Origin of the sequence: Spiribacter curvatus (assembly GCF_000485905.1) — a bacterium.
Lineage (GTDB): Bacteria > Pseudomonadota > Gammaproteobacteria > Nitrococcales > Nitrococcaceae > Spiribacter > Spiribacter curvatus.
The window spans coordinates 1,262,895-1,279,904 of sequence record NC_022664.1 but is presented as its reverse complement, the minus strand read 5'-3'; the positions used below and the strand labels follow the sequence as shown (position 1 = coordinate 1,279,904).

The 17,010-nt window shown below is 63.9% G+C and carries 13 protein-coding genes and 1 other RNA gene; 9 read left to right on the top strand and 5 right to left on the bottom strand.

Annotated elements, in window-relative coordinates; genetic code table 11:
• Positions 1-30: 30 nt before the first annotated feature.
• A complete protein-coding gene (lon, locus tag SPICUR_RS06300; protein WP_041382366.1) occupies positions 31-2,430 on the top strand; it encodes an endopeptidase La in 2,400 nt (799 codons plus the stop codon).
• On the opposite strand, the gene mdoH is transcribed toward lon, so the two are convergent.
• Positions 2,397-4,253 carry a glucans biosynthesis glucosyltransferase MdoH gene (gene mdoH / locus SPICUR_RS06295; RefSeq protein WP_023367208.1) on the bottom strand — a complete coding sequence of 619 codons (1,857 nt, stop codon included), beginning with the start codon at positions 4,251-4,253 and terminating at the stop codon, positions 2,397-2,399. The two genes, lon and mdoH, sit on opposite strands and share 34 nt — an antisense overlap.
• Positions 4,254-4,343: 90 nt before the next feature.
• Here mdoH and SPICUR_RS06290 point away from each other — a divergent pair, with 90 nt between their 5' ends.
• Positions 4,344-5,981: an alkaline phosphatase family protein gene (locus SPICUR_RS06290; protein WP_077176342.1), complete on the top strand. Its 1,638-nt coding sequence runs from the start codon at positions 4,344-4,346 to the stop codon at positions 5,979-5,981.
• Positions 5,968-7,146, top strand: a complete 1,179-nt coding sequence (locus SPICUR_RS06285) for an FAD-dependent monooxygenase (protein WP_023367203.1) — start codon at positions 5,968-5,970, stop codon at positions 7,144-7,146. The genes SPICUR_RS06290 and SPICUR_RS06285 overlap by 14 nt, the downstream gene beginning before the upstream one ends.
• On the opposite strand, the gene chrA is transcribed toward SPICUR_RS06285, so the two are convergent.
• The gene (gene chrA / locus SPICUR_RS06280) at positions 7,125-8,297 is read right to left on the bottom strand and encodes a chromate efflux transporter (protein ID WP_023367201.1); all 1,173 of its coding nucleotides are present in this window, start codon (positions 8,295-8,297) and stop codon (positions 7,125-7,127) included. The genes SPICUR_RS06285 and chrA overlap by 22 nt on opposite strands.
• A 60-nt stretch (positions 8,298-8,357) precedes the next feature.
• Between chrA and ffs the strand changes: the two genes are divergently transcribed.
• The 6 genes from ffs to SPICUR_RS06255 all read left to right on the top strand — a co-directional run bounded on the left by ffs (position 8,358) and on the right by SPICUR_RS06255 (position 13,327).
• An RNA gene (gene ffs / locus SPICUR_RS09755) (signal recognition particle sRNA small type) lies at positions 8,358-8,454 on the top strand.
• A 46-nt stretch (positions 8,455-8,500) separates the two neighbouring features.
• Positions 8,501-10,096: a DNA polymerase III subunit gamma/tau gene (dnaX, locus tag SPICUR_RS06275; protein ID WP_023367199.1), complete on the top strand. Its 1,596-nt coding sequence runs from the start codon at positions 8,501-8,503 to the stop codon at positions 10,094-10,096.
• The gene (locus tag SPICUR_RS06270; protein WP_041381775.1) at positions 10,097-10,420 is read left to right on the top strand and encodes a YbaB/EbfC family nucleoid-associated protein; all 324 of its coding nucleotides are present in this window, start codon (positions 10,097-10,099) and stop codon (positions 10,418-10,420) included.
• A gap of 15 nt (positions 10,421-10,435) precedes the next feature.
• Positions 10,436-11,035, top strand: a complete 600-nt coding sequence (gene recR / locus SPICUR_RS06265; RefSeq protein ID WP_023367195.1) for a recombination mediator RecR — start codon at positions 10,436-10,438, stop codon at positions 11,033-11,035.
• A 180-nt stretch (positions 11,036-11,215) separates the two neighbouring features.
• Positions 11,216-11,635 (top strand): universal stress protein, encoded by a 420-nt coding sequence (locus SPICUR_RS06260; protein ID WP_023367194.1) that lies wholly within the window; start codon positions 11,216-11,218, stop codon positions 11,633-11,635.
• A 39-nt stretch (positions 11,636-11,674) separates the two neighbouring features.
• Positions 11,675-13,327, top strand: a complete 1,653-nt coding sequence (locus SPICUR_RS06255) for a BCCT family transporter (protein ID WP_023367192.1) — start codon at positions 11,675-11,677, stop codon at positions 13,325-13,327.
• On the opposite strand, the gene SPICUR_RS06250 is transcribed toward SPICUR_RS06255, so the two are convergent.
• From SPICUR_RS06250 to cysB, 3 genes are read right to left on the bottom strand one after another with little or no spacing between them, the layout of a single operon-like run.
• Positions 13,324-14,040: a 3'-5' exonuclease gene (locus SPICUR_RS06250; RefSeq protein WP_023367190.1), complete on the bottom strand. Its 717-nt coding sequence runs from the start codon at positions 14,038-14,040 to the stop codon at positions 13,324-13,326. The genes SPICUR_RS06255 and SPICUR_RS06250 overlap by 4 nt on opposite strands.
• Positions 14,040-15,959 carry a DUF294 nucleotidyltransferase-like domain-containing protein gene (locus tag SPICUR_RS06245; RefSeq protein WP_023367188.1) on the bottom strand — a complete coding sequence of 640 codons (1,920 nt, stop codon included), beginning with the start codon at positions 15,957-15,959 and terminating at the stop codon, positions 14,040-14,042. Before SPICUR_RS06245 ends, SPICUR_RS06250 begins: the two co-directional genes overlap by 1 nt.
• A 14-nt stretch (positions 15,960-15,973) precedes the next feature.
• Positions 15,974-16,960 (bottom strand): HTH-type transcriptional regulator CysB, encoded by a 987-nt coding sequence (cysB, locus tag SPICUR_RS06240; protein ID WP_023367186.1) that lies wholly within the window; start codon positions 16,958-16,960, stop codon positions 15,974-15,976.
• Between the last annotated feature and the right edge of the window lie 50 nt (positions 16,961-17,010).

Below are 17,010 nucleotides of genomic sequence, written 5' to 3'. Positions count from 1 at the left end.
GACAACGACCGGCTCCGCATGGAGGTCGCAATGCAGACGATTGAAAACGAGGGTGTCGAGCCGTCCCGTAGCCTGGTTATTCCGCGGCTGCCGGACGACGCGATGATCGTGCTTCCGATCCGCAACATGGTGCTGTTTCCGAATATGCTGGTGCCGGTGGGCATCGGTCGGTCGAAGTCGATTCTCGCCGCCCGTCAGGCGGTGCAGAACGAACAGCCCATGGGCGTGATCACGCAGCGCGATGCCAGCATCGAAGATCCGGGTCCGGATGATCTTCATGCCGTCGGCACCGTTGCGAACGTCATGCGCTTCGTGAATGGACGTGAGGGTCATCATCATCTCGTGCTCCAGGGCGAAGAGCGGCTCCGCGTTGTCGAATACCTGGAGGGCTACCCCTTTCCGGTGGCGCGCGTTGAGCGGCTTCCCGAGCAGCAGCCAGCGGGGCAGGCCGTCGATGCGCGGATGATCGCGCTGCGCGACAAGGCGCTCGAAGCGCTGGAGTTACTCCCGCAGGCCCCGCAGGAGCTGACCGGCGCCCTGTCGAACATCAAGGAGCCCGGTGTGCTTGCCGATACGGTAGCTGGCCACCTCGATCTGGGCAGCGAGGATCGGCAGGAGCTCCTCGAAATCCTCGATATCGAGACTCGGCTGGAGCGGGTGCTCACGCTGGTCGACTATCGGGTCGAGGTGCTCAAACTCTCGCAAAAGATCAGTGAGCGGACCCACGAGACCATGTCCGAGCGCCAGCGCGAGGCCCTGTTGCGTGAGCAGCTGCGCTCGATTCAAGAGGAATTGGGCGAAAGCGACGACAAGGGCGAGGAGATCCGCGAGCTCGAGCAGCGCATCGATGCACTGCAGATGCCCGAGGCCGTGGATGAGCAGGCCCGCAAGGAACTCAAGCGCCTGGAGCGTATGCCTGAAGGAGCGGGCGAGTACTCGATGGTGCGGACCTATCTGGACTGGTTGCTCGAGCTGCCCTGGACGGTGACACGGCCGGAGGATATTGATATCGCCCGCGCCCGGGAGATCCTCGACGCCGACCACTACGGCCTGGAGCCGGTCAAGCGTCGGATCCTCGAGCATCTCGCGGTCCGCAAGCTCAATCCGGAAGGCCGCAGCCCGATCCTCTGCCTGGTGGGTCCGCCAGGCGTGGGCAAGACCTCGCTCGGTCAGAGCATCGCCCGGGCAACCGGACGTGATTTCGTGCGCTCGAGCCTTGGCGGCGTTCATGATGAGGCGGAAATCCGCGGTCATCGGCGGACCTATCTGGGCGCGCTGCCCGGCAAGGTCGTTCAGAGCCTGCACAAGGCCGGTTCCCGCAACCCGGTCCTCATGCTCGATGAAATGGATAAGCTCGGTGGCGGTATCCAGGGCGACCCATCGGCGGCACTGCTCGAGGTGCTCGATCCGGCCCAGAATGGGACCTTTCAGGATAACTACCTGGGCGTGCCGTTCGATCTCACCGGGGTATTGTTCATCGCGACGGCGAATGTCCCGGACTCGATCCCGGGGCCGCTGCGCGATCGCATGGAGATGATCGAGATCCCGGGGTATACCCAGGAGGAAAAGGTCGAGATTGCCCGGCGCTATCTGCTGGATCGCCAGCGCGACTCGGCCGGTCTTTCCGCCGAGCAGTTTGAGGTATCGGATGGCGCCATCGAGCGGGTGATCGCCGAGTACACGCGGGAGGCGGGCTGCCGGCAGCTCGAGCGCGAGCTCGGAGGCATTGCCCGCCACTTCGCCGTGCAGTTCGCCGAGGGTACTGTCACGCAGGCGTATGTCGAGGCCGGTGATGTCGACACGATACTGGGCGCACCGAAGTTCGAGAGCGAGACCGCCATGCGCACCAGCGTCCCGGGCGTTGCGACGGGGCTGGCCTGGACGCCAGTCGGCGGTGACATTCTATTCATCGAGGCAAATCGCTACGCCGGCAGCGGTCGGCTGATGCTGACCGGCCAGCAGGGCGATGTCATGAAGGAGAGCGCCCAGACTGCACTCAGTCTGATCAAGGCGCGGGCGGGTCAGATCGGTATCGATCCCAATACCTTCTCCAGCGACGACATCCATGTCCATCTGCCCGCGGGGGCGATCCCGAAGGATGGTCCCAGTGCCGGTGTTGCGATGTACAACGCGCTCGTGTCACTGGTGACTGGGCGTTGCATCCGCGAAGACGTCGCCATGACCGGTGAGATCACTCTGCGTGGTCTCGTCCTGCCAGTCGGCGGGATCAAGGAAAAAGTGCTCGCCGCCCGTCGCGCCGGCATTCACACCGTCCTGCTCCCGGCCCGCAATCGCAAGGATTATGAGGATATCCCGGAGTCGGCGCGCCAGGACATGACATTCCACTGGATCGAGCATGTCGAGGAATCGACCGCTATCGCCCTCCGCGATGCCGCTCAGGCGCCCGACGGCGGTGCGGATAGTGGCTGAAGCGGCATCGGCCGATAGTCTTCGCGTGGCGTGTCGAAGGTAGTGGCCGCGGACACCGCGGACGCCGTGGGCGCCTGACCGACGGCCGTGGGATTCATGGGCACGCGTCGCCGTGATTCCGCCGGGGTGGCGGGCAGCCAGCCCGGCGCGAGCAGGCTGGTGACATGCAGGAACAGCGGGAACAGCATCGGTCCAGCGAGGGCCGGCATCAGCCAGGGCAGCAATTGCGGCGCCGTGATGGCCACGCCCAGGGCCACCGCCAGGGTGCCACCCGCGATTGACCCGCCCAGCCGCCAGGCCTGACCGGCAGGGATGCGCCGGCGACCGCGCAGAGAAGTGTCCCAGCGTGCCGGCCGCCCGGCGAGGATGCGTAGGATAAAACCTGTGTAGAGCACCATCATGAGGGGTGAGCGCAGGATGCCGAACAGCAGTTCAAGCAGGCTGCCCCGCAGCAGTGCGGGCCTGCGCCCGGCGCTGTCGCGATCCACGACGGCGAGCATGATGCCCAGCAGGCGTGGCAGGAAGAGGATCACCAGACTCAGCCCAATCAGTTTGATCGCTGACTGGGGTGCGGAGGCGGCGGCGCTGACCCAGCGTCCACCCCCGGTGGCCAGTGCCGCTTCGAGGACGCCAGCGCTGATCATCATCAACCAGAGAGGCGCGGTCACATAGGCCAGCCCGCCGAGCAGGAAATTGAGCCGGGTGACCGGACGCCAGCCACGCCCCGTGAGGAGGCGCAGATGCTGGAGATTACCCTGGCACCAGCGGCGCTCGCGCTTGAGATCGTCGACGAAGTTGCCGGGCATGCCCTCAAAACTGCCGCCGATCTCAGGAAGCACATACACGCTGCGTCCATGCCGGCGCATCAAACCCGCCTCGACATAGTCGTGACTCATGATGTCACCGCCCAGCGGCGGCCGCCCGGGCAGCGGCGAGAGCCCGCAGCAGGCCTGGAAATCCGCGATCCGAATGATGGCGTTATGTCCCCAGTAATTGGTGCTGTTGCCCTGCCAGAATGCCAGCCCGTTTGCGATATGACGGGCATGCAGACTCGCAGCCAGCTGCTGGAAGCGGCCTAGAATGGTGCGCTGCCCCACCGGCAGTGGGACCGTTTGGATAATGCCCGCCTGCGGGTTCGCGGCCATCCGACGCACAAGGGTCAACAACGCTTCGCCTGTCATGCGGCTGTCGGCGTCCAGAACGACCATGTATTCATAACCGGCGCCCCAGCGCTCGCAGAAATCGCGGATGTTGCCGGGCTTGCGGCCGGTGTTCTCATCCCGCGCTCGATAATAGAGACGCGGGCCGTCTGGGAAACGCCGCTGCAGTCGCGCCATTCCCTCCCGCTCACGCGCGCGCTGGGCGGGGTCACTGCTGTCGCTCAGCAGAAAACAATCGAACCAGTCGCTCTCACCGGTCTGGTGCAGCGAGCGTAGCGTCGACATGAGACAGTGAACGACATCGGCCATGTCCTCGTTGTAGGCCGGCATGACCAATGCGGTCTTCGCGAGTGCCGGTGCATCCGCCGCGCCCGGTGCGTTACGCCGCAGCGTCACGGGGTGTCGACCTGCAAGACGCAACAAAATGCCCGCCATCATGGTCCAGAACGCAATGCAGGAAACACTGAACGTGATCGAGAACGCCGCAATGACCAGCCACTCCAGACCGCCGACACCGCCGGGCTGGAGCAGCGTCCATAACCAATGGATCCCCAGTGCGCTGCTGGCGACAGCCAGCACCGCCATCAGCGCCCGGCGCAGCGGCAGCGCCGGCTCAACGAGCGCCCAGGTGGTATTCTGGCCGGCTGGTTTCTTGTCTTGCATCAACACCCTCCCTGACATCGAATCGACAATGTCACAGGATGGAAGTTGCACGGGCATAATGCCCTCGGCACCTCACCACAGGATCGACTGATGCGTCCTCTGTCTGGCGGTCTGCTGCTCGCGGTGGCACTGAACCTGATTCTGGTGATGCCCGAGTGGTGGATGCCCTATACCCGATTCCCCTACCCCTGGCTGGCGGCGGAAACGGCGATCATCGTCGGATTGATGATGACGACACCCGTCCGCATGGCGCGCTGGCTGTCACCGCCGGTCGCGCTCGCTGTCCTGGTTGCGCTTGGGCTGGCGCTGTCTGATCTGGCGACGGGTTGGGCACTGGGTCGTCCCATGAACCTGCTCATCGATGTCCCGCTGGCGACCTCGGTCGAACATCTGCTGCGGGGGGCCATTGGGCGACCGCTCGCGTGGCTGACGCTGGCAGGGGCGGCACTGGGTGTTGTGGCGCTCGGGATAGGGATGACCTGGGCGCTGCGCCGACTGGTCTCACCCCGCGGTGCGGTGGCGGTGCGTGTGGTGGGTGTCTGCGTGCTGGCGGCCGGGTTATTGATGCAGCATTACCGTGATCAGCCGCCGATCGGGATGGCAGTGGATGCGCCGGCGATCATCCGCTTCAACGACCAGACCGAGCGGGTGATCCGGACCGCGCATGAACGCGCCCGTTTCGCCGACGCGCTCGAGCAGCCTGTCCATGGAGCGGATAGGGACATGGCTCGGCTGGCGGACCGGGACCTGATCGTTGGTTTCATCGAGTCCTATGGCGTGGTCATGCTCGACGACCCGCGTTACCGCTCGGTGGGCCAGGCCGCGCTGTCGCAATTGCGCGCGTCACTGGATGACGCGGATCTGCATGTCACCACTGGCCGCTTTGAATCGCCGGTGCAGGGCGGTCAGTCATGGCTTGCCCATGGCACCGTGCTCAGCGGTCATTGGATGAGCAATCAGATCCGCTATGACCTGTTCCTGAATGCCGATCAACCATCGCTGATCCAGGACTTTGCAACGGCCGGGTATGAGACCGTCGCCCTGATGCCGGCCATCACTGACCCGTGGCCTGCAGGTGTGCAGTGGGGTTACGACCGTATTGATGACCATGCGCGGATCGATTACGCGGGGCCACCGCTCAACTGGGTGACAATGCCCGATCAGTATACCTGGCACTACCTCCAGCGCGCCGTGCGGGACAACACCACAGCGCCGGTCTTCGCCGAGGTCGCGCTGATCAGCAGCCATGCCCCCTGGACACCGATCCTGCCCATTATTGACTGGGATCGAATCGGCGATGGTGCGGTATTCCAGCGCTGGGCCGATGCCGGTCCGGCGCCGGGTGAGGTCTGGGGCGACGGCGACCGCATCCGCGACCACTACCAGCGCGCCGTTGACTACGCCCTGCGAACCGCTGGCGAATGGGCGGCCAGATCACTGGGTGACGGGGTGCTGGTCCTGCTCGGGGATCATCAGCCAGCCCCGCTGATCACGGGTGATTCGAGCGCGCGATCCGTACCGGTCCACATTATCGCCAACGATTCTGATCTCACTGATCGCTTCAAGGCGTATGGATTCCGATCCGGTGTCATGCCGCCGCCGGAGTCGGCAGGAACATTGGCTGAGTTGCGCGGCCAGCTCTTGACTGTGTTCGACGCTGCGCCCGCGTCGGAGGCTGTCGATCCCACAATGGCGTCACTAAGGAGGCGTTCGGATGAACAACGATAATGTGCTCGTGGTCGGTGGTGGAATGGTTGGCGCGGCCGTGGCTGTGGATCTCGGCCGGCGGGGGATCCCGGTGCGCGTGCTCGAGGCGCAGCCGCCCGCCCGACCCGGTCGCGATGAGCCACCGCGGCTGCGGGTATCCGCCCTGAATGGTCGGTCCATTGAGTATCTGCAGGCGCTCGGTGCGTGGCCGGCACTGGATGATGAGCGGCTCGCCGACTTCAACGAAGTGATGGTCTGGGATATCGCCGCGTCGGGTCGCTTGCACTTCACCGCCGAGGACTTGGGTCTTGACCGCCTGGGAGTGTTTCTCGAAAACGACCACCTGCAGGCGGCCCTCCTCGATACGGCCGCGACGCTCGAGTCAGTGCAGCTGGACGCGCCGGCGGCTCCATTGGATGTCCGCCCGGGTGATGACGGCCCAAGGCTCTTTCTTGAGGGCGAGGGCGAGTTGACGCCGGCCTTGACCGTGGCGGCGGATGGCGCGGCATCACGACTCCGCGACAGCGCCGGCATCGGTGTCTGGGAGGGGGATTATGGCCAGCATGCGGTCGTGGCGACGGTGCGTCCGAACCCGCCGGCGGGACAGCAGACCTGGCAGCGGTTCACTCCGGATGGGCCGCAGGCGCTATTACCGCTGGCAAATGGCATGGCATCGCTGGTCTGGTATGTCTCACCTGACAAGGCGCGACTGCTCAAGGCGATGAGTGAGGCCGACTTCATTGAAGCGGTGGAGGCGGCCTTCCCGACGGATCTGGGCCTGATTGATGGGGTTTATGCCCGGGGTAGCTTTCCAATCCGGCGCCTGCATGCACGGCGCTACTGGCAGGATGATGTCGTGCTGGTGGGGGATGCGGCGCATGTCATCCACCCGCTTGCCGGACAGGGCGTCAACATCGGGCTTCGGGACGCGCGGGCGTTGGCTGAGCAGATCGCTGAGGCGTATCGGCGCGGGCTGCCCGCGTCGCATCCGTCACGACTGGCCGCCTATGAGCGCGAGCGCCGTCCCGATAACCAGCTCATGCAGTCGACCATGACGGCCTTCCATGTCGGATTCACGGCGCCCCTCGGACCATTCGCGCCGGTACGGGGGTTTGGGCTGCAGATCGCCAACCACGGCGGTTGGCTGAAGCGGCGGGTGCTCCGCTATGCGATGGAGGGCCAGTAGCCCAGTGCCACTCCGGCGAGCGCGCACCCCGCAACCACCGCCCATGGTGGGGTGCGCGTCAGGGACAGGAGCGCCAGTGCGATCAGTGCAATGATGGCCTCGCTGATGGTGCTGATACCGGTAATGATGACCGGATCCCAGAGCACCGCGGCCAACAGCCCGACGACAGCGGCATTAACACCGGGCAGTGCCCGTCCCGATGCGGGATAGCGCCCCGCCGCCTGCCAGAAGGGCAGGAGACCAACCACCAGCAACAGCCCAGGCGCGAATATCGCCGCCGTTGCGATCAGTCCGCTGACCACCGGGGCGTCGGCCACACCGCTGGCACCGAGGAAACCACCGAACGAGAATAGTGGGCCCGGCAACGCCTGGGCGGCGCCATAGCCGGCGATGAAACGGTCATGATCGATCAGCCCGGGCTCGACCAGCCCCGCTTCGAGCAGTGCCAGTACGACATGCCCGCCACCGAATACCAGTGCGCCACTGCGATAGAGCGCTGAATAAAGCGGCGCGACTCCGAACGGTCCAGTCAGGATCAGCAGGCCAAGCGCGAAGAGGATGAGCGCTGCGATCGCCTGGCGCCGGCTCACCGAGCCGCCCAGATCGGCATGGGGCGCTGGAGCGCTCTGGAAGAGTAAAAGCCCGGCCGCGGCACCGCCGATTATGACCACGAACGGACCGACAGCGCCCGGGACGAGGCTGACTGCGAGCGCACTGGCGAGGGCGATGAGTTGCCTCGCGCGGTCGGGGCAGAGCTGGCGTGTCATGCCATAGAGTGCATGGGCGACCACTGCAACGGCGGCCAGCTTCAAGCCGGTCAGCCAGCCGGCATGATCGATGCCCCCGAGCTGGCTGAGGCCGACGCCCATGGCGATCATCAATGTGGCTGACGGGAGCGTGAAGCCTAGCCAGGCGGCCATTCCGCCCATCAGCCCGCCGCGATGCAGGCCGATCGCGAAGCCGGTCTGGCTGCTTGTCGGCCCCGGCAGTAATTGGCACAGGGCGAGTGTCTGGCTGTAGGTTGCATCAGCCAGCCAGCGCCGATCCTGGACAAACCACCGATGAAAGTAGCCGAGGTGGGCCACCGGCCCGCCGAACGCGATGAGCCCCAGGCGCAGAAAGATCGTGAATATCTCTGCAATGCGGGTCATGGCTGCAATCCTTTCCGTTAGCGCGCAGTCCGGTGTGCTGTTACCATACAAATGCGGTGGCGCTGGTCCCCTCGCGACGATAAACCGCGAACCCCGTCAGGCCCGGAAGGGAGCAGCGGTAGCGGTGGATTCGGGCGCCGGGGTGTGGCTGGCGTCCCCGCCTTTTCTCTCTTGTCCGCCCATGCCGATGGTATACTCAGAGTATGGGTTATCAGGTACTGGCGCGGAAGTGGCGCCCCCACCGCTTCGATGAAATGGTCGGTCAGGCCCATGTGCTCCGGGCGCTTGGCAATGGCCTTGCCAACGGGCGCCTGCATCACGCCTATCTGTTCACCGGGACGCGGGGCGTCGGGAAGACGACGGTCGCGCGTATCCTCGCCAAGTGCCTCAACTGTGAATCAAAGGGAATCACTGACATCCCCTGCGGAACCTGCGCTGCCTGTGCCGAGATCGATGCGGGCCGTTTCGTCGATCTGATTGAGGTCGATGCGGCGTCGCGTACTAAAGTCGAAGACACCCGCGATCTGTTGGATAACGTCCAGTACGCACCCACCCGCGGGCGCTTTAAGATCTATCTGATCGACGAAGTCCACATGCTCTCCACGCACAGCTTCAATGCGTTATTGAAAACGCTTGAAGAGCCACCTGAGCATGTGAAATTCCTGCTGGCGACCACCGACCCGCAGCGCCTGCCGGTGACAGTGCTCTCACGCTGTCTGCAGTTCAATCTCAAGCCGTTGATGCCGGACATGATCGGCGGCCAGCTCGAGAAAATCAGCGCGGAGGAGGGCATCGAGGCGGAGAAATCCGCCATCGAGCGTCTTGCCCGCGCCGCCGATGGCAGCATGCGGGATGCCCTCAGCCTGACCGATCAGGCGCTTGCCTTCGGCGGCGGGCAACTGGTGGATGCCGAAGTCCGCGATATGCTGGGCAGCATTGATCATGATTTCGTGCTCGATCTGCTCGAACGCCTCAGTGAGGGCGACGGTCCCGGGCTGCTCGATACCGTCGCTCGGATGGCTGAGACCTCGCCGGATTTTGCGGAAGCCCTCGCGGAACTGCTCGCCATGCTGCACCAACTCTCGCTCGCCCAGACCGTGCCATCCATGTTTGACGCCGAAACTCCCGAGGGTGCGCGCCTTGCCGGCCTGTCAGAACGCCTGGATGCCGCGTGGGTGCAGTTGCTCTATCAGATTGTCCTCCATGGGCGCCGCGATCTGCCGCTCGCCCCGGATCCGCGCGCCGGCTTTGAGATGATTCTGTTGCGGATGCTGGCGTTTGAGCCCGACAGTGGTGGGGGCACGCCGCAAGCGCCGGCACCATCGCGGCCTGCACCTGCGCGACCGGCGGCAGGCGACAGCCAGCCACCGGCGCCGCCAATCGCGGCACCACCGGCCGCAACAACGCCTGCCGGTAATGAGGACTGGCACCGGCTGGCAGCCGCGTTGTCATTGAGCGGAATGGCACAAGCGCTTGCCAATCACTGCGACTGGGTGGCGCGGGATGGCCAGCGCGTCACGCTGCAGATCGATGAAGGGCACCGGCATCTCGTCAACGACAATGTGACCGTGCGGCTCGCGGAGGCGTTGTCCGAGCACTTCGGTGAGGCACTCAGTGTCGATATCCGGGTGGGGCCGGTCAGCAGCGAGACACCGGCCGCTGCCGCGGAAAGGGTGGCGAGCGATCGACAGGCCCGGGCCCGGGAGCAGATTGAGGCCGATCCGAATATTGCGGCACTCAAGGCGACATTCAGTGCCGAAGTCATCAACGAATCCATTCGTCCACGGGACCAGGAGTGAATCATGAAAGGCGGACTTGGCAACATGATGAAGCAGGCTCAGCGCATGCAGGAGGAAATGCAGAAAGCGCAGTCCGAGCTTGCGGAGATGGAGATCACCGGACAGGCCGGCGGCGGCATGGTCAGCGTGGTCATGACCGGGCGTCACGAGGTGCGGCGTGTGTCGATCGATGAGAGCGTCTATGACGATCGGGAAATGGTCGAGGATCTGGTCACCGCGGCCTTTAATGATGCCGCCCAGAAGCTCGAGCAGGAAACGCAGGATCGCATGGGCGGGTTGACTGACGGGCTCAACCTGCCACCGGGCATGAAGATGCCATTCTAGGGCAGGATCGCACGCATGGCCTATTCTCCGGCGGTTCAGGAATTGATGGAATCACTCCGCTGCCTGCCTGGCGTGGGTCCGAAGTCCGCGCAGCGCATGACGTTCGCGTTGCTGCAGCATGACCGCAGTGGCGCGGGGCGTCTCGCGCGGGCACTACAGACGGCAGCGGAGTCGGTGGGGGAGTGCCGGCTCTGCCGTAATCTGACCGAGGCCGATCTGTGTCCGCTCTGTGCCAGTGGTCGCCGCGATCCGGGCGTGCTCTGCGTTGTCGAGAACCCATCCGATGTCCAGGCGCTCGAGGACGCGACCGATTATGGCGGCCTGTACTTCGTCCTCAAGGGCCGTTTATCTCCCCTCGATGGCATTGGCCCCGGGGAACTCGGTCTGGAGGGACTGGAGGCACGCTTAGTCGCCGGTGAGATCCGTGAGATCATCCTGGCGGTCAGTCCCACGGTCGAAGGCGAGGCGACGGCCCAGTACCTTGCCGGCATGGCCGCTGAAGCGGGTGTTGAGATCGCCCGCATTGCCCACGGTGTGCCGCTCGGTGGCGATCTTGATTATGTCGACGCCGGAACGCTCTCTCATGCGTTTGCGGGTCGCTCGCAGTATCGCTGAGCTGTATTGACCGATCCGGTCGGTTTTCAACAAAGCGGTTGACCCCCTGCTCCAACCTCGCGCAGGGTTGGCACGCTTTCTCGGCCATAACTGACTGTATTCCGGCGCCACAGATTCTGCGGCCGGCCGGCTGAATCATTCTGTGTAGCGGTTATGCGCAAGATGTAAGGAGTCGACCCTATGTTTAAGAAAATCCTGGTCCCGGTGGATCTGGCGCATATCGACGCGATCCAGCGCGCGCTGGCCACCAGCGCGGACCTGGCCCGGCACTACGAGGCGGAGGTCTGTTATCTGGCCGTCACCACGTCTACGCCGGGCAGCATCGCCCGGACGCCCGAGGAATACGAGCGCAAGCTCGAGACATTCGCGAACGAGCAGCGTCAGGTCCACGGGCAGACCACGTCGGCGCGGTGCGTCAATTCCCCGGATCCGGTTTCCGATCTGGACGATACGATCCTCAATACTATCGAGGCGGTGAACGCCGATCTGGTGGTGATGGCGACCCATCTGCCACGGCATCTCGATGCGGTCATGCCATCCCACGGGGATCGGATCGCCTCGCATACCAATGTCTCGGTATTCCTGGTCCGCCCGGACTGAGCGGACTGATCGAACCGGAATCCGACAAAGGAGACAATCGTGAGTAAAGAAGAACAGGACGAAGCAGCGGCAACCGGTATTCCGGCACCCGAGGGCGCATCGGGACTGATCGATACCGACTATGTCATCGGCCAGGATAATATCTCCGGCAACAAATTCGGGGTCGATGTCGACCTCCATGGCAAGGTATTCACCGTTTCCGGACTGATTATCCTCGCCTTCGTGATTATCACCCTGGCTTTCCAGAACGAAGTGGGTCCGCTGTTCGAGGGCACGCGGGAATGGCTGACCAGCAATCTTGCCTGGGTGTTTATTGGTGGTGCCAATATCCTCGTGATCGTCGCCGTCGGGCTGATTTTCACGCCGCTGGCGAAAGTCCGGCTCGGGGGAGCCAACGCGGTCCCTGATTTCACCTACGCAGGCTGGTTTGCCATGCTGTTCGCAGCGGGCATGGGCATTGGCCTCATGTACTACGGCGTGTCCGAGCCACTGGGGCACTTCTCCAGCTCTATGGCCGGTACGACGATGGATGGTGATGTGCGCACTGACTGGGCGCCGCTGGGCGCGGCGGCCGATGACCAGGAGGCCGCCATCTCCCTTGGTATGGCGGCGACGATCTTCCACTGGGGGATTCATCCCTGGGCCGTCTACGGGATGGTGGCACTCGCGCTGGCGCTGTTCTCGTTCAATAAGGGCCTGCCCCTGACGGTGCGCTCGATCTTCTACCCGATCCTCGGCGAACGTGTCTGGGGCTGGCCGGGGCACGTGATCGATATCGTCGCCGTCTTCGCGACGCTGTTCGGCCTGGCGACCTCGCTCGGGCTCGGAGCGACCCAGGCAACCATCGGATTGAACTATCTCTACGGCGTTCCCAATACCGACACAACCATGGTGTTCCTGATCATCGGCATCACCATTATTGCCCTTGGCTCGGTCACTCTGGGCGTCGATAAGGGAGTGCAGCGGCTCTCGCAGCTCAATATGGGACTGGCGGGTCTGCTGCTGCTGTTCGTCATCGTCGTGGGGCCGACACTGGCGATCGCGACCGGGTTTTTTCAATACCTCGGAGACTACGCCACGAAGGTCTTCGCGCTCTCCAATCCGGTAGGTCGTGAGGACGTGAACTTCTCCCAGGGCTGGACGGCCTTCTACTGGGCCTGGTGGATCTCCTGGTCACCGTTCGTGGGTATGTTCATCGCTCGTGTCAGCCGGGGCCGCACCGTTCGGGAATTCCTGATCGCCGTACTGGTGATTCCGACGCTGATCTCGGTGCTCTGGATGACCGCACTGGGCGGGACCGCGATCGACCAGGTCGTTAACCAGGGGCTCGAGAGCGTCTCGGCGGCCGGCACGGACACCCAGCTCTTCGAGATGCTCGGGAATCTGCCACTGGGTCTGATTACCTCAACGCTGGCCATTTTCCTGGTGATCGTGTTCTTCGTGACCTCGTCGGACTCCGGGTCGCTGGTTATTGACGCGATCACGGCAGGCGGCAAGGTGGATTCACCCAGGCCCCAGCGGATGTTCTGGGCGATCATCGAGGGCGCCATCGCGATCGCACTGCTGCTCGGCGGCGGGCTCACTGCCCTGCAGGCGATGGCACTATCGGCCGGACTGCCGCTGACACTGGTCCTGCTGGTCGCTTGCTACGCCACGATCAAGGGACTGATGTCAGAGCCCCGCGCGGCCTAGAGCCAGAGGTCGCCAACCGCCGTTGAGCTGCTGTAGTGGTGCTGGATCTGCGCCTGCAGCAGCTCGGCCGTTCCAATCGCATCCAGTACGGCCTGATGCCCCTCATAAGGGGGTAGGCCATATCGAATGCGACTGTCGTTGAGACGGATCGACTCGGGCGACTGACGAAGCAGCTTACGGAGCCGCAGCCGCCACGGGCGGCGGTGGCGCTGTGCCTCGATCTCCATGGTGTCAATGAGCGGGAACCGGAATACGGTACCGGTCCGCTGACGGACTGCACGATCCAGAAACCGGCGCTCGATGGGGTGGTAGTGCACGACCGGAATGCGTCCATGAATGCTCGCAAGGACATCCGGGAGAACGTCAGCAAGATCCGGTGCCTGTTCCACTTCGGAGTGGGTGATGTGGTGGTAGGCCACCGATTCACCGGAGAACTCCTGTGGCGGTCGCAGGATCCAGTGCCGGCGCTGCCCGATCCCGATCCCACGAAGGGTGAACGGCACAACGCCGATACTCAGAATGGCGTGGTGACGCGGCTCCAGACCGCTTGTCTCCAGATCGATCGCGATCAGTGGGGCATCCCCCACCGGGCAGGTCGAATCTGACGGGAAACCCGCATAGAAGTGGCGCAGATCATCGGTGGTGGCTTGCCGTGCCATATCCGCGAGCCAGTCATGCCAATCGTCACGCTGCTCCGATTTGCCACCTGCCATCACCGCTGGCGCTTGTGGGCGCTACTGGAGGGCATCGGATAGCGGAAACGCAGGAATTTCTGCGCATCGCTCAATGCCCGGAAGGCCTCTTTGATTTCCGCGCGCTGTTTCGCGGGGACGTTGCGGGGTTCGATATTGTTATCGGGCTCGCGTTCTTCCTCGATGTCCAGGACCTGATCGCGCAGACGCGCCAGACTCAGGACCTCGAGCGAATAACTGAGCCGATCCGCCACGCCGGGGCCGAGTAGTGATGTCTCTTTGATATCCGCCAGGCGCTCGAAGGAGTTCTGTGCACGCGATCCGCAGGCCAGCGCGTGGATCCGGACCAGATCGGTCAGTGGGGCGGTGCCCCGGCGTTTGACGTTGATCGAATCGTTCTGCTGGCCATCCTTCTCGGTGACGAATTCGCGGAAAAACCCGATTGGCGGCGTCCGATTCAGCGCATTGCGCGACATCGCGGCGAGGAAGGCTGGACTCTGGCCGGCCTCTGTGGCGATGAGTTCCTGGAGCGTCTCGATCAGGCGTTCCTCGCCATAGAGGTTATCCAGGTCAAAGAAGATGTTGCTGTGCAGCAGTCGCTCCGCGTTGGGCGCCTGGATCCAGCTCCTGAAATACCGCTGCCAGACTGACAATGGCTGTCGCCAGCGCGGGTTGGTCGCCATGATGCCGCCCTTGCAATATTCATAGCCACAGGCATCCAGACCTTCGCTCACCCGCTGAGCGAGTTTGAGGAAGTACTCATCGTGCTGTTGCGGATCGAAGCGATCGTCGAGCACCAGTGCGTTGTCCTGATCGGTGACCAGTGTCTGCTCATTGCGAGCCATCGAGCCCATCGCCATGAACGCGTAGGGCACCGGCGGCGGGCCGAGCTCCGCCTCGGCAAGCTCGAGCAGTCGGCGGGCGAAGCTGCGGCCGATCGATGACAGCGCGGTGCCGACGGTCCGTGAGTCAGCGCCATCACGGATCAGTCTGACAGCGGCGTTGCGGACATCGGGGAGCAGCCGGGCAAGCCCGATCGGATGACGCTGGCTGAAGATGCTCTCGATGAGATAGAGGCTGCTCTGCGTCTCGTAGCGCACGACATCCTCCAGCCGGATCACCCCGATCGGACGGCGGCGGTGGATCACCGCCAGGTGGTGAACGTTGTGCCGGAGCATGGCGAGCATCGCTTCCTGGACTGTCTCATCTGATCGCACGGCAACCAGCCCCTGGCTGACGATCTCCCGCACCGGTGTATCAACCGAGCGGCCCTCGGCAACGATTCGTGCACGGAAATCCGCATCGGTCAGGATGCCCATGACCTGCCAGAGCTCGCCGTCGGCATCGGCGTAGGTATAGCGCGGGTCATCCCCTCGTGCCTCAACCACCAGCAGTGCCGCGGCAGGCTCATTGGCCAGCCGCTGAGCGACGTCGCGGGCTGTCTCGTCGGCCTCAGCGATCAGCGGTCGGCGGTTCACCAGCCTGCGGATACGCGTCGCCATGCGATTATTGCTGACGCCCTGTGTGTCAGCGACGCTGGAGGTGCGCGGTCTGCCGAGCTCGACGAAGTCGGCGAAGTCGTTATCGGTCTCGCAGAGGCGATCGAAAATGTCCGCATCAATGGCGTAAATCAGCGTGTCTTCGATGGCGATGGCCGGGTAGTGAGCCCGGCGACCGCGCAGCAGCCCATAGTGCCCGAAGATGCTCCCCTCGCCGAGTCGGTCGAACAGATCGCCGCTTCGGCGATAGACCTCGACGGCCCCACTGCGGACATAGAAAAGCGCCTTGATCGGTTGATTCGAGGCGATGATTTCCGAGCCCGCACGGTAGTAACAGATGTCCACATGGTTGGCGATATCGTCGAGTTGGTCGTCCGTCAGCCCATCGAACGGCGGATGAGCGCTCAGGTGGCGTCGCATTTCGAGCAGTTCCGGATCCATCGCGATCCCCCGTCCTATTGGTGAGTCGAATCAAGCAGCGGTTCGAGTTCCCGCTCCAGGGCCTCACGCTGCCCCGGTGTGCGTGCCTCAATGGCCTGCTGCACAACGGCCGAATCGAGATGCGGCGCAAACGTCTCGATGAACGAAAACATATAGCCACGCATGTAGGCACTGCGACGGAAACCGATCTGCGTGGTGCTGGCCTCGAAAAGATGACTTGCATCGAGGGCGACCAACCCCTCATCACGCTTTGGATCGAAGGCCATGCTCGCCATGATGCCGACACCCAGCCCGAGTTGGACATAGGTTTTGATCACCTCCGAGTCGGTCGCGGTGAAGACCACATCGGGTGATAGCCCCCGGGCCGTAAATGCCGCATCCAGCCGCGACCGCCCGGTGAAGCCGAACACGTACGTGACCAGGGGATGCTCGGCCACTGCCTCCAGGGTCAGCTCGCGAGCGTCGCAGAGCGGATGCCCCCGCGGCACGATCACGCTCCGGTTCCAGCGATAGCACGGCAGCATGACCAGATCCTCGTAGAGCTCCAGCGCCTCGGTGGCGATGGCGAAGTCCACTTCACCGGCAGTCGCCATCTCTGCGATCTGTGTGGGAGTGCCCTGATGGAAGTGCAGGCTGACCCGCGGGTAGGAGGCCCGGAACCGGCGGACGGCCTCCGGCAGGGCGTGTCGTGCCTGGGTGTGAGTTGTGGCAATACTCAGACTGCCACTCTGGTCGTCCGCGAATTCTGCGGCGATTGACTGAATGCCCGCGGTTTCCGCCAACGTTCGTTCAGCCGCTGCGAGTACCTGTTGTCCGGGACGGGTCAGGCCAGTGAAGTGCTTGCCGCTGCGCTCGAAAATCGGTACGCCGAGCTCCTCTTCGAGCATGCGGATCTGTTTGCTGACACCCGGCTGCGAGGTATAGAGCGCATCGGCGGCCGCCGACACATTCAGGCCGCGCCGAGCCACTTCGACGATGTAGCGGAGCTGGTTGAGTTTCATGGTCGTTATTCATAGAGCGTCTGTTGGCTCCCTATGATAGACCTTCTGGA